Here is an 18,091-nt window from a genome sequence, read left to right on the forward strand (position 1 = left end):
GCAGCCTCAGTGGAAGTATCATACTTCGATCTTTACGCTCGCGCGAGCAGTTGCCCTCGCGAAGGAACTTTGTGGGCCGCGAAAGTGAGACGAAACGCTGACACGTTTACTTGAATAAAAGCTCACGCGACTTCTTTGATTCGGTAGGCCACCCAAGCGGCGTCAAAAAGGCTCTGGAAGAAGACAACATACGTGCGGATATCTGTCGCAAGGATAAGGATTCCTGGAGATGGCCAATACAGGGCATGAAACAGAGATATCTTCGCTCTTGCCGGACCTTCCTTCAAATGTTGACCGCCGATCTTTCCTTATGCGTAGCGCGGCGATCGGTGCCGCGGCGGTGATGACGGGGCAGGTCTGGACACCTGAGGCGCGTGCCGCGCAGGCCGCACAGGAAGCCCAGTCGCCCCTTCTCGGGACAACATTGTCTCCCGACCTCGACGCGGTGAAGAGGGCCAAGGGCCCGGTCATGACAGTGCTGGAAGAGTTCTACAAGGTTGGCCCCGGTCCCTCGAGTTCCCACACAATCGGGCCGATGCGCATCACCTACGATTTCTACCAACGGTGCACGAATCTTCCCTCGGACCAGCTTGCCCAGGCGACCGGTTTGAAGGTCCATCTTTTCGGCAGCTTGAGCGCCACCGGGAAAGGGCATGGTACGGAGCGCGCCGCGCTTGCCGGGCTCGTCGGCAAGGAACCAGCAACGGTGGATCCGGCCTTCCTCAGCGAGATGATTACGAGCCCCGACAAGACCTATCCCGTATCTCTTGGGGGCCGTACCTTCCAGTTGTCACTCAGCGACATCGTCTACGATGCTCCCAAAGGCGATTTCCCTCATCCCAATACGATGACCTGCCGCCTGGTGGCCGGCGACAACGTTCTCTACGAGCTCGAATATTATTCAGTCGGCGGTGGCTTCATCGAGTGGAAGGGCTACGAGCCGCCACAGAAGGGGCAACCGAAATATCCCTACGCCACCATGAAAGAGCTTCGCGCTCATGCCGAGCAGAATAATCTCTCCATCGCCGGCGTAATCATGGCAAACGAGATCGCCGTGTCCGGCAAGAGCGAGAAGGACATCAATGCCTTTCTCGACAAGATCGCCGGCGCGATGCTCGCGACGGTCAAATCCGGCCTTTCGGCTAAGGATGACGTCCTGCCGGGCCCCATCAAATTACACAGCAAGGCGGCGACCGTTTGGAAACGCGCACACGAAGTCACCTATGAAAGCGACCGCGCCATCGCGCTCGTGGCGGCGTGTGCCCTCGCCGCTTCGGAAGAAAACGCTCGAGGCCACATCGTTATTACCGCCCCGACCGGCGGCTCGGCCGGTGTCATGCCAGCAATTGTTTACGCGCTTGTCGAGAGCAAGCGCAGGATGCCGATAGAGAAGGTACGACAAGGGCTGCTTGCCGGAGCCGCGATCGGCTATTTGTGCAAGCACAATGCAACCTTGGCGGGAGCAGAAGGAGGCTGCCAATCCGAGATCGGTGTGGCCTCTGCCATGTCAGCCGCCTTCATCGCAGAAGTGATGGGCGCGTCGCCACTGGTCACGGAGAATGCGGCGGAATCGGCTCTGGAACATCATCTCGGCATGACCTGCGATCCTGTCGCCGGGTATGTCCAGGTGCCATGCATCGAGCGCTGTGCATTTGGGGCAGTCAAGGCTTGGACGGCCTTCCTGATTGCAACCAATGAGATTGCCTCGCGCCACCGCGTCGACCTCGACACGACCATCAAGACGCTCGCCGACACCGGGCGGGATATGTCTGCAAAATACAAAGAGACGAGCGAAGGCGGTTTGGCCGCCAACCTGGTCCTTTGCTGAGCAACAACCGGCACACACGGGCGTTGCGGCGTCCGACAGGGAGGTCCCGATGCAAGGGGATGTCGCGTCAGCGGGCTTAACGAGCGAAAAGCCACACGATGTCGAAAGGCAACGAGCCGGCGAGGCTGCGACCGGAAGCACGACAGCTTCTGATGGTGCTGAGCGCGACCCCTGGGCGGGCTTTGCCGGGGGGCGATGGCGGAAAGTTATCGACCTGCGCGATTTCATTCAATGCAATGTCACGCCCTATCAGGGCGACGAGGCCTTTCTCACCGCACCGACTGAACGCACAAAGGCCGTGTGGGCCAAGTTGCAGACCTATTTCAAGGAGGAGATCCGCAAGGGCGTTCTTGACGTCGACGCCAAAACGCCAGCCTCGATCACCTCGCACGAACCAGGCTACATCGACCGCGAGAACGAGGTCATCGTCGGATTGCAGACGGACGCTCCGTTCCGGCGGGCCATTATGCCGCTCGGCGGACTGCGCATGGTGGAAGCTGGGTTGAAGGCGGCCGGGTTCGCACCGGACCCTGTCGTCCACGAGATCTTCAGCAAGCACCGCAAGACCCATAATGACGGCGTGTTTGACGCCTATACGCCGGAGATCATGGCCTGCCGGCGCAGTCATATCATCACAGGCTTGCCAGACTCCTATGGCCGTGGACGAATTATCGGAGATTACAGGCGAGTCGCCCTCTACGGCACGAACAAGCTCCTCGCAGCAAAGATGGCCGAGCGGGCGCTGTTCGACGCCCGTTGGCCGACCGACGAGGTTATACGGGCGCGCGAAGAACTCTCCGAGCAAATGCGGGCGCTCGCGGACCTGGCAGCCATGGCAAAGAGCTATGGATGCGACATAAGTCGACCTGCCGCGGATGCGCGGGAGGCCGTGCAATGGACCTATCTAGGGTATCTCGGGGCCATCAAGGAAGCAAACGGCGCGGCGATGTCGATCGGGCGCATTTCGTCCTTTCTCGACATATACATCGAGCGGGATCTTGCCGCCGGCGCCATCGACGAAAGCAGCGCTCAGGAACTGATCGATCAACTCGTCCAAAAGCTGCGTATCGTACGCTTTCTGCGCACGCCCGAATATGATGCTCTCTTCACGGGCGACCCCTACTGGGCGACGGAGTGCGTCGGCGGTGTCGATCTCAACGGGCGGCCGCTGGTGACACGGACGAGCTTTCGTGTTCTCCACACACTGCGTAATCTCGGCCCGGCTCCCGAGCCGAACATCACCGTGCTCTGGTCCCGGCTTTTGCCTGAGCCGTTCAAGCGTTATTGCCTGCGCATCTCTGCCGACACCTCATCCATCCAGTACGAAAACGATGACCTGATGCGTCCTCACTGGGGCGACGACTACGGCATTGCCTGCTGTGTCTCGGCCATGCGGATCGGCCGGCAGATGCAATTCTTCGGCGCCCGCGTGAATCTCGCCAAGTGCCTGCTTTACGCAATCAACGGCGGAAGGGACGAGATCAGCGGAACGCAGGTTGCGCCGACGGCGCAAGCTGTCAACGACGATGTGCTCGACTTTGACGACGTTATGGCCAAGTTCGACGCGATGATGGAATGGCTGGCACGAACCTATGTCCACGCCATGAACTGCATCCACTACATGCACGACAAGTATTACTACGAGCGACTGGAGATGGCGTTGCACGATGCCGAAATCCTGCGGACCATGGCCTTCGGTATCGCTGGATTGTCAGTCGTCGCGGACAGCCTGTCGGCAATGAAATACGCCAAGGTGAAACCGGTGCGACGTGAGGATGGACTTATCATCGGCTACGAGAGGATAGGCGACTTCCCCACCTACGGCAACAATGACGATCGCGTCGACACCATCGCGGCCGACCTCGTCGCAAGCTTCATGAACAAAATCCGCAAGCATCCGAGCTATCGCAATGCTGTGCACACGCAGTCTGTACTAACCATCACCAGCAACGTGGTCTATGGTAAAAATACAGGCGATACGCCGGACGGCCGCAAGGCGGGTGAGCCGTTCGCGCCCGGCGCCAATCCAATGCATGGGCGCGACAGCCATGGCTGGCTTGCGTCATGCCTGTCGGTCGCCAAACTGCCTTATGCCGATGCCCAGGACGGAATCAGCTACACGGTGTCCGTCGCGCCGACGGCCAGCCGGCTCGATCCGGAGCTACGCATCGCGCAGGCCGTCAAGGTGCTCGACACCTATTTCGGCCAAGGCGGCTTTCATATGAACCTGAACGTGCTCAACCGCGACATGCTCCTGGACGCCATGGAGCATCCGGACAAATATCCGCAATTGACCATCCGCGTATCTGGCTATGCGGTCAATTTCGTCCGTTTGACGCGCGAGCAGCAGATGGACGTGATCAGCCGTACCTTCCATCGCGAGACCTGATGCCATGGCAGATGAGGGGTGGGGCAGCAATCGACACGACTTGCGCCGGATGCAGTCGCCCGACGCGCCGGAAACGGCGGAATTCAGGGACACTCGCGGCGATTTCGGCTGGATTCACTCCTACGAGACCGGTTCGACGGTCGACGGTCCGGGAGTACGCGTCACCGTCTTCGTCAGCGGTTGCCTGCTTCGCTGCGTATATTGTCACAACCCCGATACCTGGCACCTCAAGGACGGGACCAAGGTGAGCATCCAGCGGGCGGAACATGTGCTGGCCTCCTATGCGGCACCGCTCCGCGCCATGGGTGGCGGCCTCACAATTTCGGGCGGCGAGCCTCTCGTCCAGGTTCACTTCACAAGGCGACTTTTCGCGGCGGCTAAACTGTTGGGGCTGCACACCGCGCTGGACACATCGGGCTTCTTGGGCGTCCGCGCCGACGACGACTATCTCAGCCAGGTGGATCTTGTCTTGCTAGACATCAAGTCATGGGATCCGGACACCTATCAAAGGGTGACGAAGCAGGACGTCCGCCCCACACTCGAATTCGCCGAACGTCTGGCGTCAATCGGCAAGCCAGTGTGGATCCGCTTTGTCCTGGTGCCGGGCTGGACCGATGCAAGCGCCAATGTCGCGGGCATCGCCCGCTTTGTGGCGCCAATGAAGAACGTCGAGACGATAGAGGTTCTGCCGTTCCATCAAATGGGCGCCTTCAAGTGGAAGTCGCTGGGCCTTGAATACGACCTCGACGAAACCCCCGTGCCTTCCCCTGAAATCGTCGCGCGTGTCTTGGGACAATTCCGCGATGCCGGCTGTCGAGCAAGGTGAGCAATGGCAATGTTTGATTTCGTCCGCACGGTTTTGGAATCTTCCCCGTTGCTGGCTCTCTTCATCGCCATCGCCACCGGCTATGCCTTGGGCCAAGTCACGCTTGCCGGCGTCTCGCTCGGTGCCGGCGCGGTTCTTTTCACCGGCCTGCTGATCGGCGCAATCGCGCCCAAATCAGCCCCTCCCGGGCTCGTCGGCACGATCGGACTAGTGATGTTCGTCTATGGCGTGGGCGTCCAATATGGCCCGCAATTCTTTGCCAGCCTACGTGGCCCAGGTCTTAAATATATCGGCCTTGCGACCATCGCCGTGGTCGCGTCGCTGTTCGTTGCGATCATCGTGTCGAAACCCCTTGGTGTCTCCCTGGCCACCGCCGCCGGACTATTCGCGGGGTCCGGCACGAGCACCCCAACCCTGCAGGCGGCGCTCGTCGCGGCGGGAAATCAGGATCCTGCGATCGGCTATTCCGTGACCTATCCTTTCGGCGTGATTGGCCCGATCATCCTGATGACGATGATGGCGGGTATCCTGAAGCCGAAACTTGCCGCCCCGGCCAAGAATATCCGTGTCGCGGAGTTGACCCTCGGAGAGAATGCCGAAGGCCGGACGCTTCGAGAGCTATCGGGTGATATGCCGAGCGACGTGAAAATCGTTGCGATGCGCCAGAACCATGCCAATGCGCCGCCCGATGAGCAGGCGACCATGCACGAAGGCGATGCTCTCCTGGTCGTTGGCCGTCCTTCGAGCATCAACCAGGCGAAGGCGTCGCTGGGCGAAGAGGAGGTGGGCCGCATCAGCCGCGATCGGACAAATTACGATGTCACCCGCGTCTATGTGTCGAGAGCCACCTTTGTGGGCAAAGCCATTCGCGAAATCGCGTTGCCGGACTTTACCGTTGTCATCTCCCATGTGCGGCGGGGGGATGCGGAATTGTTGGCTGTGCCAGACCTCACACTGGAATATGGCGACCGTCTCGTCTTGATGGTGCCAAGCGGCCGACAGGAGGACGTCCGGCGTCATTTCGGCGACAGCATGAAGGGCAACGCCGAGCTGTCCTTCGTCTCGATCGGCGTTGGCATTGCCCTTGGCCTTCTATTGGGAATGATCCCGATCCCGCTGCCGGGCGGTGCCAGTTTCAGCTTGGGCGTCGCGGGCGGTCCGCTTGTGATGGCCTTGATTCTGGGCCAGTTGGGACGCAGCGGTCCAATCGGCTGGCGCATTCCTGTGGTGGCGAATCTTGTGCTCAGGAATCTCGGTCTTTCGGTCTTCATTGGCTGCGTGGCGATCGGAGCCGGGGCGCCCTTCGTCGCAACCGTCGCCTCGAACGGCGTTCATATCCTTCTCGGCGGTGCGGCAGTCCTTCTAACCCTGGTGCTCATCGTGCTGGTTGGTGGCCACCTGTTGAAAATCCCCTTCGACGACCTTCTCGGCATTTGCGCTGGCTCGACGGGAAACCCGGCCATCCTTGCGTCGGCAGGGCGGCTCGCGCCAACCGAACGGCCTGACATTGGCTATGCCATATGCTTTCCGAGCGTCACAATTGTGAAGATCATAGCCGTACAAGTACTTCTGAGCTGATGCTCGTCTGCAGGGATGCAGAGCACCAGACGCCGGAAGGGCTTGCCTGGGTGTTGTCAGACTAACCCCGAGTTGTCTCCGCTGGGTGCACGAAGGCCAATCCAGACCTCGGTTTAGGCCGCGACTGCCCGCCACCCGGCCAGGGCGGCCGAGCGTCGCTGCTTGTAGATTTCTCGGCTGACCAGGTGGCGCTCCAAATTAAAGTGGTTGTGGATCTGACTGTGGACGGCGACGAATTTCTGAAGCGTCTTCGTCCGACGGAATTTGAGCATCGCCGCTTCTCGTCGTCTAAAAGGCTGATGGGAATTCTCGGCCCGATTGTTCCCCCAGCGACCGACTTTTCGGCGTTTGAGGTTGCCGATCTCCCGCATGGCCGCACCATAGCAGCGCAAGCCGTCGGTGACGATGATCTCGGGGCGGCCGTAGCGCTTCATGGCTTTCTTGAGGAATTTCAAAGCGGCGGCCTTGTCCCGCGTCTTGCTCACGAAGAACTCCAACACCTCGCCTTCGTGATCGATGGCTCGCCAAAGATAGTGGAGCTCGCCGTTGACCGTCACGAGAACCTCATCGACGTGCCATCGCCAGCGGATGCAATTTCCGGCCCTCGCCCGCCTTTTGCGGATCTCGGCCGCGAATAGCGGGCCAAAGCGGTTCCACCAAAATCTCACTGTCTCATGGCAGATGTCGATGCCACGCTCATGCAGCAGATCCTCCACATTCCTCAATGACAAGGGGTAACGCGCGTACATCATCACAGCGAGGCGGATCACCTCCGGCGACGAATTGAAATAGCGAAACAGATTGGGTTTGGGGCGCGACATCCTCGCTCCCTACCCGACGCCGCCACCTTGGGCAATTTGCCCTGACAGAGCCCCGCGCGTTTATTTGAGCTATTGCCTCTCCCCAACAGACCCCCTAACCCTCGGCTAGCATGTGTCCGTAGCGGGCGACATCTGCCACGAGACAAAAACCCCCAGCCTGCCGGGAAAGGCCGGGGGTACGCAACCGACTCTCCTGTGGTAGCGGCGGGCGCGAATGATCATCTGGCAGGTCAAGAGGGGAAGGTGGCATGACCCTGGCCACACACTACCTATGGTTGAAGAAAGAAATTGACGAATTTGCCCCGCAACTAAACAAAAATAGCCAGCCCTAGGCTTGGATGGGCGCCTGCCGGTTACCAAAACCCTGGCCGTGTGGCTGGCCACCCGCGGCCTAATTGTTGTTATTCCTTCAGCCGCCGCTGTCGATACCACCACCTCTTCCGCCCTTCCTATGCCTCCCCTCCGGCCTTTGGTTTTTTGTGTCGGAGGCCCCAATAAAGATCCCACAGCAGTGAGGTGCGGGCCGAGGGGCACGTCCTGGCCGTGTATGGATCGCATAGCCCTATCTGGCGGGCATATCGCTCATCCTCGACAATCGCGAGCTGATAGCAAACGAAGCAAAGGCAAACTAGTGGGACGGCGATCACCAGATTTTTCATGAGGGAACCCCAGTCGACTTCTTCCAACTGACGCCCGCGGCGACGAAGATCAAACCATTTTATGGCAGAGGCAGCACAGCATTGGTTAAGGCGTTACCGAGCACAGCATTTTCGGCTTCAAGACGGAAGAGGCGGCGCAGACCTTCCAGGATCTTCGGCGGCTTCAGGATCGAGCCGACCGACAAGGCACGGCGCCAGGCGGAGGAGCGCCTAAAAGCGGAACGTGCGGCCGCGGCAATCCCTAGATAAATCTCTTTGCACCGAGACAAATCTCTCTTTGAGAAACGAGCTGGCCGTGTTCTGAGAACCGACTGGGGAGATGGAGATGACGTCCCACATCCATAGGTTTAGGCAGCTAGTCTATGATCAGCTCCTGCCAGAATTTTGCAACGATACAAAGAGGCAATTCGGCATCGCCAATTTCAATGAGAAATCGATCCGAATTAGTGAATTGGACGCGGGGAACTTTCTTCGAGCGTGGGACGGGGGCCTCATCCAACACGTTGCCAGGGGCCTATACAAAGCTCCTATGAGCAAGGCGAGCGAGCAGTTCTTCTCGTCAGGGCGTAAGAACACCGCTACCGGCGAGGCCATAGCGAAAGAAGCACGATCCGTCACTCTATGGCTCGAACCGGTGATCACGGTTGCCACTCTTGCTCGCCTGCACTTCGAATTCGGCTGGCCGAAACAACTCCTGGGTATGCAGTCTGCAGATTGGGCGTTCGACGCCATGGCATTTCTTTCCAGCGATGCAAGCGCTGAGCACATTGCCGGTGAGATCAAAAAAACAGATGCCGAGGTCGAAAAGCTGATTCAGTTCATGCAAGCTCTCTCTCGCTCGATCGACCCTGCCACTGCCTCGCCTCGTGGCGCTGAAAAGAACGCCTTCAAGAAGGTCAAGGCATTGAACCTGCGGAAGCCGCCGCTGTTCTGGGCTGTTGGGCCGAATGGTTTGAGCTACGTTTTCGAGGTCGGCTACGGTGCTGACGAGGTATTGTGGTTTTCCGAGGCGTCCGAAGCTCGCTTACGCTGTCCGCTCGTCCAAGCATGAAAACACGCAGCATCCAATCACGGCTCGCACTGACCTCTCGATTGGGTATACCCCTAAGAGACATGCCAACGACCAAGCACGGGTTATTTACATGTGAGGCGACGAAGCGTGGGGGGTTGGTAGGCGCGGCAGAGGCGACCATAGAACAGGATCCGTGTTGGCAGAGCACAACCTGTTCAGCTTCCCCCCGCAAGACATATGCGGGGTGACTGATCGGCGAAGCACCGAGCAGACGAACTCACTTGCAGCGCCAAGGATCCTGACTGCCCGGTCGGCATACGTGTTTTCCTCCGGGTCCCGGAAGCGGAGTGGCCGGTGGCGGCGTGGCTAGGGTGTTCCGGTGGCATTTACCATTAGGTCCCCGATGGTAGAGGAAGCCACAACCACCCGCCGCCTCGACGACTGGGGAACTCGTCGCAGGCGGCGCTGCCGGAACGGCGGCAAGCGTTGGAGAGGCAAGACTAAATATCAGTCCAAGCGCTATCGAAATCTTGATTCTCATGAGGCTGTCCCCGACCATCCGTCCCACGCATATACCATGTGAGAGGGGGCGCCACCTCTTGGCCTCGGGGGCAATGCACGTTCAACGGGGTATTCACACCGCCTCTTTTCTTAAATCTCTTCTCTGAGGCGGTGCTCTACAGCGGCGCGTACGCCGAACGGCAATCCCGCGGGGTCAGCTTCTCGCGCGGCCTCATCGACACGCTGCGACGGCGCGGACTGGGCGCCGTCGCCGAGCGCCTGGCGGTCGAGACCGGCCGGCCGCGGACGACACCCCGAGCCGGAGACTATGTGGCCGGCGCCTATCAACGGCGCCGGCATGGGCAACTTAGGCCTTCTTGTTCGGAAATCGGCAATTTCACTTCAGGTGGAACGCACCGTGCGAGGCACTCTCGATCGCATCGAAGCTGGATTCAGAAAGTAAATTGCGCCGACCGATCTGTCTGGCAATTAAGTTGACAATGCCCGTCAGCCAACTCGCTGACCCATTTGCCCGGGGCGGTCTCATGCAAATTGAGATCACGCTCAGCTTGGGCAACGCCCATACACCGTTCCTTGACCAGTCTCGCCCCCGCAAGCTTTAATTCGCGGCTGAATTTTTCTCTGCATTTCCCTGCTCCAGTTCTATCAGACGCCTCGTCCAGGGTGTCCACGAAACCGGCAGTGGCACAGACCGTGGCGATGTAAATATTGGGGGTGGTTATGTCGCTCAGTCGCGCTGAAGTATATGATCTTTCAATATTCCTCCTGATCGTACAGTATCGCAGTTTTAGAAAGGCTGCGGACAATCTAGGTGTAACCGCGTCAGCACTCAGCCACCGCGTGAGGGCGCTTGAAGAACGACTTGGTGTGAGGTTGCTAAACCGCACAAGCCGAAGTGTTGCTCCAACAGTTGCAGGAAGCGCGCTTGCCGAAAAGGTTAGCGCGGGCCTCGATCTTATCAATTCCGGCTTGGAGGAACTGCACGGGCACCACGAAGGGACAGCTGGTAGCGTGCGGCTGAATGTACTGCGCGATGCGTCCACTTTACTCCTGCGCCCGGCATTGCCGGTCTTCCTGCAGCGCTTTCCCAACATCGAGTTGGAGATTGCCGTCGACGACCACTTCGTCGACGTAACGGCGGAAGGCTTCGATGCCGGTCTCAGATATGGTGGAACGATACCGGAGGACATGATCGCCGTTCCACTGACGCCCCCGCTCAAGTGGGTGGTCGTCGGTGCGCCGGCTTACTTCGAACGCCGCGGCCGGCCGGAATTGCCTGACGATCTATATTCGCATCACTGTATCCGCACCCGCACGGGGCGTGGGCAGATTTACAAATGGGAGTTCGAACAGGGCGACGATCGGCGGGAGATCGATGTTCCCGGCTCCTTCATCTCAAGCGAGTCTGCCTTGGCCATCAATGCCGCAATCGACGGTGTTGGTCTGTATTATTGCCTGGAAAAGCTCGCGGGCCCTCACCTTGCCGCAGGACGGCTGGAGGTGGCTATGCCGCAATGGTCTTCAATCGGCCCACCTTTGTCTATGTATTATTCCAGTCGGCGACAACTGCCCTTCGGTATCAGTGCCCTCATTCAGGTGATACGCGATCTCAACCCGCTGAAATGATCGTGTTGCGACCTGTCGGTCATGGCGGCTCAAATAATTATCAATGAGCGTAGCTCATCGATCTGATGACCGCATGTCTATTGATTCATTAATCGACGGTGGTACTCGTTCTGTCGAATGCTGCGCGTCCGATGGACCGAGATGACGCGTGCAATAAAAATACGAGGCTTGAATGTACGTTGCAGATGCCAGGAGATACGAAGCAATTGACTACCGGCGCTGTGGTCGGTCGGGGTTGAAGCTCCCGCCGATTTCGTTGGGCCTGTGGCAGAACTTCGGTGGGCAAGATGTCTTCGAAACCGGTCGCTCGGTGATCCGGCGTGCCTTCGACAAGGGAGTCACTCATTTCGACCTAGCAAACAACTATGGTCCGCCTTACGGGTCGGCGGAAGAGAATTTCGGCGTGGTCCTCAAGATGGACTTTTCGAGCCACCGCGACGAGATGATCATCTCCTCGAAAGCCGGTTGGGATATGTGGCCGGGTCCATATGGCGCGGGCGGATCCCGCAAGCACCTGCTCGCATCGCTCGAACAGAGCCTGAAGCGAATGGGTGTCGAACATGTCGATATCTTCTATTCCCACCGCCCGACTTTAGATGTTCCGCTCGAGGAAACCATCGGTGCGCTCGCGCAGATGGTGCGACAAGGCAAGGCGCTCTACATCGGCATCTCATCGTATGGGCCGGATCGGACTCGGGAAGCCGAGCGCCTCCTACGCGTGGAAGGAATTCCGCTGCTTATCCATCAACCCTCCTACTCCATGCTGAACCGTTGGATTGAGGACGGTTTGCTTTATACGCTGGACGAGCTTGGCGCCGGCTGCATCGCTTTTTCCCCTTTGGCTCAGGGGTTGCTGACATCAAAATATCTGAACGGCGTTCCAGACGGTGCCCGTGCAGCGCGTGGCGGCTCATTCGACACAAAGTTGCTGAGTGATGCAAACATCGAGCGTGTCCGCGGACTGAATGCGATCGCCAACGACCGCGGGCAGACACTTGCCCAGATGTCGATCGCCTGGACCTTGCGGGATCCGCGCGTAACGAGTGCGCTGGTGGGCGCACGCAATGTGGCCCAACTCGATGATTCCCTCGGCGCTTTAGAGAACCTCGAATTCAGTGCTGAAGAACTCCACAAAATCGACGGATACGCAACCGAGGGCGGGGTCGACCTCTGGCGGACTCAATCGAAGGCGGCCTGACGGCTGGGCTCGGGGGCCGCTCAGGCGACAGGCCCAATTGATATCCCTGGAGGAGTAAGAATATGGACTATCGCAAGCTCGGCAACAGCGGCGCCGTTGTCTCAGCCTATTGCCTGGGAACCATGACATTCGGCCACGAGTCCGACGAGGCCACCTCGTTCGCGCTTATGGACGATTATGTTGCTGCCGGCGGCAATTTCATCGACACCGCCGACGTCTACAGCACGGGTGTATCCGAGGAAATCATCGGCCGCTGGCTCAAGATCAAGCCGGGCATCACCAAGGACTTGGTGATCGCCACCAAGGGCCGTTTCCCCATGGGCTCGGGGCCCAACGATCTCGGCCTGTCGCGCAAGCATCTGGGTGCGGCGCTCGATGCCTCGCTCAAGCGCCTGGGCGTCGAGCAGATCGATCTTTACCAGATGCACGCCTGGGACGCGCTGACGCCGCTCGAAGAGACGCTGCGCTTTCTGGATGACTCTATCCGTAACGGCAAGATTGCCTATTACGGGTTCTCGAACTTCGTGGGCTGGCACCTGACCAAGGCGGTGTGGCTGGCCAAGACCAATGGCTATGCACCGCCGGTAACGCTGCAGCCGCAATACAACCTGCTGGTCCGCGACATTGAGCACGAGATCGTACCAGCCGCGCTCGACGCTGATATCGGACTGCTGCCCTGGTCGCCGTTAGGCGGTGGCTGGCTCTCGGGCAAATACAAGCGCGACCGGATGCCGACGGGCGCAACGCGCCTGGGCGAAAATCCCAAGCGCGGCATGGAGGCCTTCGATGCCCGCAATGCCAAGCCGATCACCTGGAACGTCATCGGCGCGGTCGAAGACACCGCAAAGGCAGTCGGGGCCAGCATGGCACAGGTTGCCCTGGCGTGGGTCTCCGCGCAGCCGGCGGTGACCTCGGTTATCCTGGGCGCCCGGACGCGGGAGCAACTGGCCGACAATCTCGGCGCCGCCAAGCTGGCGCTGACCAGCGACCAAATTGCTGCGCTCAGCGCAGCGAGCAAGCCGGAGATGTCGGACTATCCATATGGGACAGGCGGCATCGGCCAACGCCATCGAAAGATCGAGGGTGGCCGCTGACCTTGGCGGGCCGCGTATCGCATCGCTAAACGTCAAAGGAATTTCAGCATGTCCGCATCCGAGACCCCAGGCAAGCGCATCATTTTTACCGGTGGCACCGGCAAGGCCGGCCGGCACGCTATTCCCTACTTGCTGGAGCGAGGCCACGAGGTGCTCAACTTAGATCTGGTGCCGTTCGCGCATCCCGGTGTTAGGACGTTGATCACCGACCTAACCGACAGCGGGCAGACTTTCAATGCGCTGTCGATGCATTTCGACAGCAGCGGGCTTACCACCGGCGCGGGGCCTGCACCGGTGGACGCAGTCGTGCATTTTGCCGCCATCCCGGCCTTGTTGCTGCGCCCCGACAACGTCACCTTCCAGGCCAATGTCGTCTCGACGTACAATGTCATCGAGGCGGCGACAAAGCTCGGCATCCGCAAGATTATCATCGCCTCGAGCGAAACCACCTATGGCGTCTGCTTTGCGGAAGGGGATAAGGATTACAAGACCTTCCCGCTTGAGGAAGATTATGACGTCGATCCGATGGACAGTTACGGCCTGTCGAAGGTCGTCAACGAGAAGACTGCCCGTGCCTTTGCCATGCGCTCGGGCGCCGATATTTACGCCTTGCGCATCGGCAATGTGATCGAGCCGCACGAATATGAACGATTCCCGGGTTTCCTGGCTGATCCGCCCTCACGCAAGCGCAATGCCTGGAGCTATATCGACGCGCGCGACCTGGGTCAGATCGTCGATCTGTGCATTCGCAAGGATGGCTTGGGCTTTCAGGTCTTCAACGCTGTCAACGACGAAATCACCGCGAACGGACCCACGATGGAGTTCCTGCGCAAATGGGCGCCGAATACTCCCCTCTCCCGCGAATTGGAGACTTTGGAAGCCCCCCTCTCCAATCGCAAGATCCGTGAAGTGCTGGGATTCAAAGAAGAGCACAACTGGCGGCAGTATGTAACCGGCCCATCCTAGACCGGATCGACATTTGGCCGCGTGAGATCATTGCTACCTGTCTTTTGGCCGAAGGTTATTCGCTGTGCCGGCATTGTCAGCTTAATCGATAAGCAGATTAGTCCGAGCAATTTTCTTTCTGAATTCAGCTTCAATGCGATCGAGAATGCCACGAAGGAAGCGCTCCACATGAACTGAAAGTGCCGAGTTTCTGAGCAAGAAGGCTTAAGTTGACAGTGCCCGCGGCCAACGTGACGCGGGAAGAAATCCGATGACGAGCCCTCCCGCCGACGCGGCAAGGGGCCGGTCATTCATTGGTCGCGCTGACTTCGGAAAATTAAGGCGCCTTGGTAAGAAGTGCGACAGCCATGTAGGGCTCGTGCTTTCTTGGGTTGGCGGCGAGACGCTGCACAAAGCGCGCGAACAGTTCATCCACTAATCTCGTCCGATTGCGAGCTGGATCGATCAGCCTACCAATCGTCGGCCCTGCCCAGGCTTGCGTCATATCGGCATGACGCCGCGCGAACGATAATCGGTCACCTGTCCGCTGAAAGTCATCCCAGCAGGGGTCTGCCACCTTTAAAATCTCAATCCGCTCGACGACCAAATCGGCAAAGTGGCCGCTTTCCTTGAGTGGCGCTTGAACGTCTTCAATCGATCGAAAACCGATCGGTATGGTGATACGACACTGCTCCTCCATCGAAAAAAGCCCTTCGCGGCCCATGTCTCCGACGGTCGACCATAGTTCGCCCAACAGCCACTCCCAGCCCGAGTCCGTTGCCGTTCTCGCGGTGAAGCCGGTCAGCAATTTGGCGCCGGGCCGCATTTCGCTGGATCGAACCTCAAGAAAGCGACGCCAGTCGTCAGCTTGCTGCTGCCTCACTGCATCCACAACCTCGTGCAACTCGCTCATACCCGCCAGAGGCTGTGTCAGAGTAAATTGTCCGAGGCTGGTCCGGAAGGGTAGGCAGAGAGGATGGCGCATCCTAAACCCAATCTGTTTCGCTATTTCAATTCGTCGCCGGAGGTGATCCGCCTTGCCGTGATGATGTATGTGCGTTACCCCTTGTCTTTGAGGAATGTTGAGGACCTGCTGCATGAGCGCGGCATCGACATCTGCCATGAGACGGTGAGATTTTGGTGGAACCGCTTTGGCCCGCTGTTCGCCGGTGCCATCCGCAAGAGGCGGATGAGGGATGGCAAGTTAAGCTGTGAACGCTGGCATATCGATGAGGCTTTCGTGAAGGTCAACGGCGAGCTCCCCTATCTTTGGCGGGCCGTCGATCACAAGGGCGAGGTGTTGGAGTTCTTCGTCAGCAAGACCCGGGACAAGACCCAAGCGTTGAAATTCCCCAACAAAGCCATGAAGCGCTATGGTCGTCCTGAGGTCATCGTCACCGACGGGTTGCGCTCCTATGGCGCTGCCATGCGGGAAATCGGCAACCTCGAGCGCCGGCAAATCGGCCGCTGGAAGAACAACCGGGCCGAGAATTCTCACCAACCATTTCGACGGCGAGAGGCGGCGATGCTCCAATTCCGGAAGACAAAGAGTCTCCAGAAATTTGTCGCGGTCCATAGCCAGATCCACGACCACTTCAATTCGGAGCGCCACCTCGTCAGCCGAGAAACCTACAAGCAGAGACGCTCAGCCGCCTTGGCAGAGTGGCGAGCCATCGCCGCCTGAACCAAGGTTCGGTTTGGCCTTCTGGCTCTTGCTGGAACCAGCCTGCAATTGCGCTGACAGCGCCCTATTGCCGCCTCATGTCGCGAGCGGCCGATCCGTTCGGCGAGCTGAATAGCGCAGTGGTCCGGTCGCATAGGAAGGGTTGCCCCTTCGTATTAATCGGAAAGCCCGGCCTTACGCAGGCCCTCTACCCACCTAGCGATATCGTCCGATCGACGGAATGGGAACAGTTCTGTGAGGTCGGAGATGCGTAGCTCGGACTCGAGCTCACGCAAACGCTCGACAGCTTCTTGCGCCTCCTCGAGCTGGCCGGCGAGCGCGCCGCTTGCTGCAGCCGCGCATATGGATATCACGAATTTCGGCTGTTGCCGCATTGCGGTTCGCGACCAGGATAAGGCTTCGGCATAGTGGCCAGTCAGAAAATGAGAGTAGGCAGTCGCCGTCCGCATGAAAAACAGGACTTCGGGGTCGTTTGGGCTCAGCCGCATCGCGCGAGCGCCGCGCTCCGTCGCGGCGTCAGGCTGCCCGAGCCAGATCTTGACCCAGCTGCCGAACACCCACGCCCATGCCAGGTTCGGATTCAGCACCAAAGCCCGATCGATCAGGGCGTCGCCCTCGTCAAGGCGGCCGACGACATAGGCAAGGACGATCCCCGCGGTGCAGAGCGCGACGGCGTCATCCCTGCCGAACTCCGCCGCCAGCCTGGCCAGTCGCTCGGCTTCAGCGGTCTCTTGTCTGCGATCAATCATCCAGCCGCACGCTTTGCGCTGGGAGTAGCAGCGCGCGGCCAGGCCATAAGCCGATGCAAATTCGGGGTCGCGTTCAATCGCGCAGCGGAAATCTCGCAGCGCCTCATTGTTGGCCTGTCTGTTCCACCGGTGGACGTTTGCCATGCCGCGCAAGAAATAGTCGTAGGCGTCGAGACTCTCGGTTGGCTTGTGATTGGCGCGGTCAATCTCGACTTGTCCCAGCCGCGGGGCGATTGCGCCCACGACGCTCGCGGTCACCTGGTCCTGCAGATCGAAGATGTCTTCGAGCCCACCTTCGAAGCGATCGGCCCAGAGAAGGACGCCGCTCGAGGCTTCCAACAACTGGCCGGTGATGCGCACGCGGTTGGCTGACTTCCGCACACTGCCTTCGAGCACATAGCGCACGCCGAGCGCACGCCCGATTTGTTTTACGTCGACGGTTCGACCCTTATAGGCGAAGCTTGAATTGCGGGCGATGACGAACAGCCATCGCATGCGCGACAACGCGGTGATGATCTCCTCCACCATGCCATCCGCGAAGTATTCCTGATCAGGATCCCCGCTCATGTTGGCAAATGGCAGAACAGCGATCGAGGGGCGATCTGGAAGGGCAGGAGGACCGGGCGGCCAGGAGAGCAAGGATGCTGCGTTGACGGCGTCTCGTTCTTCGCGGACCGCGCCCGCAAACCGTATGCCCTTGCGCGGCAGCTTTTTGATAAGGCGTTGCGCGTTGCCGGTATCGCCGACTGCGCTGCGGACCGCGTTGATGCGGGTGGTCAATGCTGATTCCGAAACAAGCCGTCCGCCCCACACTGCGGCCAGGATGTCGTCCTTGCTGACCACGCGGTCGCGGTTGCGGATCAGGTAGGTCAGAAGATCGAAAACTTGAGGTTCGACAGAGATCGGACCCGCCGGCCCTCGAAGCTCGCGGCGGGCAATATCCAGCACAAACTGCTCAAAGAAAAACAGCACCGGACAGCCCCGATCACCGCAGGCGAGTGGAATGGCAAGGTAGCACAGCCGACCACAGGAAAAAATAAAGGCCGCCTTAAGAACAAATGAAGCCGCTCTGAAAGCCCGCTCGGGTGCCGCCTGCGATGCTGGCGCCATTCGGCCAAAGCCGAATAGGGGAGCCGACCCTGCGGCGGCAACTGCCGCCC

14 protein-coding genes are annotated in these 18,091 nt (G+C 59.5%); 10 read left to right on the forward strand and 4 right to left on the reverse strand.

What is annotated here, in order from left to right; all coding sequences use genetic code 11:
* Positions 1-229 precede the first annotated feature (229 nt).
* Genes QQL24_RS11240 through QQL24_RS11255 form a run of 4 tightly spaced genes read left to right on the forward strand, consistent with a single transcriptional unit; the run spans position 230 to position 6,621 of the window.
* Positions 230-1,828 (forward strand): L-serine ammonia-lyase, encoded by a 1,599-nt coding sequence (locus QQL24_RS11240; RefSeq protein ID WP_284312089.1) that lies wholly within the window; start codon positions 230-232, stop codon positions 1,826-1,828.
* 49 nt (positions 1,829-1,877) lie between these two features.
* The gene (pflB, locus tag QQL24_RS11245; protein ID WP_284312090.1) at positions 1,878-4,217 is read left to right on the forward strand and encodes a formate C-acetyltransferase; all 2,340 of its coding nucleotides are present in this window, start codon (positions 1,878-1,880) and stop codon (positions 4,215-4,217) included.
* A 49-nt stretch (positions 4,218-4,266) separates the two neighbouring features.
* Positions 4,267-5,043 (forward strand): pyruvate formate-lyase-activating protein, encoded by a 777-nt coding sequence (pflA, locus tag QQL24_RS11250; protein ID WP_284312091.1) that lies wholly within the window; start codon positions 4,267-4,269, stop codon positions 5,041-5,043.
* Positions 5,044-5,052: 9 nt separating this feature from the next.
* On the forward strand, positions 5,053-6,621 hold the full coding sequence (locus QQL24_RS11255; protein ID WP_284312093.1) for an aspartate:alanine exchanger family transporter: 1,569 nt from the start codon (positions 5,053-5,055) through the stop codon (positions 6,619-6,621).
* A 113-nt stretch (positions 6,622-6,734) separates the two neighbouring features.
* Here QQL24_RS11255 and QQL24_RS11260 read toward each other — a convergent pair whose 3' ends face one another.
* Positions 6,735-7,442: an IS6 family transposase gene (locus QQL24_RS11260; protein ID WP_284312094.1), complete on the reverse strand. Its 708-nt coding sequence runs from the start codon at positions 7,440-7,442 to the stop codon at positions 6,735-6,737.
* 1,188 nt (positions 7,443-8,630) lie between these two features.
* Between QQL24_RS11260 and QQL24_RS11265 the strand changes: the two genes are divergently transcribed.
* On the forward strand, positions 8,631-9,152 hold the full coding sequence (locus QQL24_RS11265; RefSeq protein WP_284312095.1) for a hypothetical protein: 522 nt from the start codon (positions 8,631-8,633) through the stop codon (positions 9,150-9,152).
* 238 nt (positions 9,153-9,390) lie between these two features.
* On the opposite strand, the gene QQL24_RS36605 is transcribed toward QQL24_RS11265, so the two are convergent.
* Entirely contained in the window at positions 9,391-9,672 is a 282-nt protein-coding gene (locus QQL24_RS36605; protein WP_431310676.1) for a GCG_CRPN prefix-to-repeats domain-containing protein, read from the reverse strand.
* Between the two features lie 683 nt (positions 9,673-10,355).
* On the opposite strand from QQL24_RS36605, the gene QQL24_RS11270 reads away from it, so the two are divergent.
* The 4 genes from QQL24_RS11270 (at position 10,356) to QQL24_RS11285 (ending at position 14,519) form a co-directional block, all read left to right on the forward strand.
* Entirely contained in the window at positions 10,356-11,261 is a 906-nt protein-coding gene (locus QQL24_RS11270) for a LysR family transcriptional regulator (protein ID WP_284312096.1), read from the forward strand.
* A gap of 172 nt (positions 11,262-11,433) precedes the next feature.
* On the forward strand, positions 11,434-12,459 hold the full coding sequence (gene mgrA / locus QQL24_RS11275; RefSeq protein ID WP_284312097.1) for an L-glyceraldehyde 3-phosphate reductase: 1,026 nt from the start codon (positions 11,434-11,436) through the stop codon (positions 12,457-12,459).
* Between the two features lie 62 nt (positions 12,460-12,521).
* Complete coding sequence (locus tag QQL24_RS11280) at positions 12,522-13,553, forward strand: aldo/keto reductase (RefSeq protein ID WP_284312098.1); 1,032 nt, start codon at positions 12,522-12,524, stop codon at positions 13,551-13,553.
* Between the two features lie 48 nt (positions 13,554-13,601).
* Complete coding sequence (locus tag QQL24_RS11285) at positions 13,602-14,519, forward strand: NAD-dependent epimerase/dehydratase family protein (RefSeq protein ID WP_284312099.1); 918 nt, start codon at positions 13,602-13,604, stop codon at positions 14,517-14,519.
* Between the two features lie 316 nt (positions 14,520-14,835).
* Here QQL24_RS11285 and QQL24_RS11290 read toward each other — a convergent pair whose 3' ends face one another.
* Positions 14,836-15,411, reverse strand: coding sequence for a class I SAM-dependent methyltransferase (locus QQL24_RS11290; protein WP_284312101.1), 576 nt, complete (start codon positions 15,409-15,411; stop codon positions 14,836-14,838).
* Positions 15,412-15,474: 63 nt separating this feature from the next.
* On the opposite strand from QQL24_RS11290, the gene QQL24_RS11295 reads away from it, so the two are divergent.
* Positions 15,475-16,182, forward strand: a complete 708-nt coding sequence (locus QQL24_RS11295) for an IS6 family transposase (protein ID WP_284312102.1) — start codon at positions 15,475-15,477, stop codon at positions 16,180-16,182.
* Between the two features lie 155 nt (positions 16,183-16,337).
* Here the strand turns inward: QQL24_RS11295 and QQL24_RS11300 are convergent, their stop codons facing one another.
* Positions 16,338-17,903, reverse strand: a complete 1,566-nt coding sequence (locus tag QQL24_RS11300) for a winged helix-turn-helix domain-containing tetratricopeptide repeat protein (RefSeq protein WP_431310677.1) — start codon at positions 17,901-17,903, stop codon at positions 16,338-16,340.
* Positions 17,904-18,091 lie beyond the last annotated feature (188 nt).

Source organism: Labrys miyagiensis (assembly GCF_030160835.1).
GTDB lineage: Bacteria > Pseudomonadota > Alphaproteobacteria > Rhizobiales > Labraceae > Labrys > Labrys miyagiensis.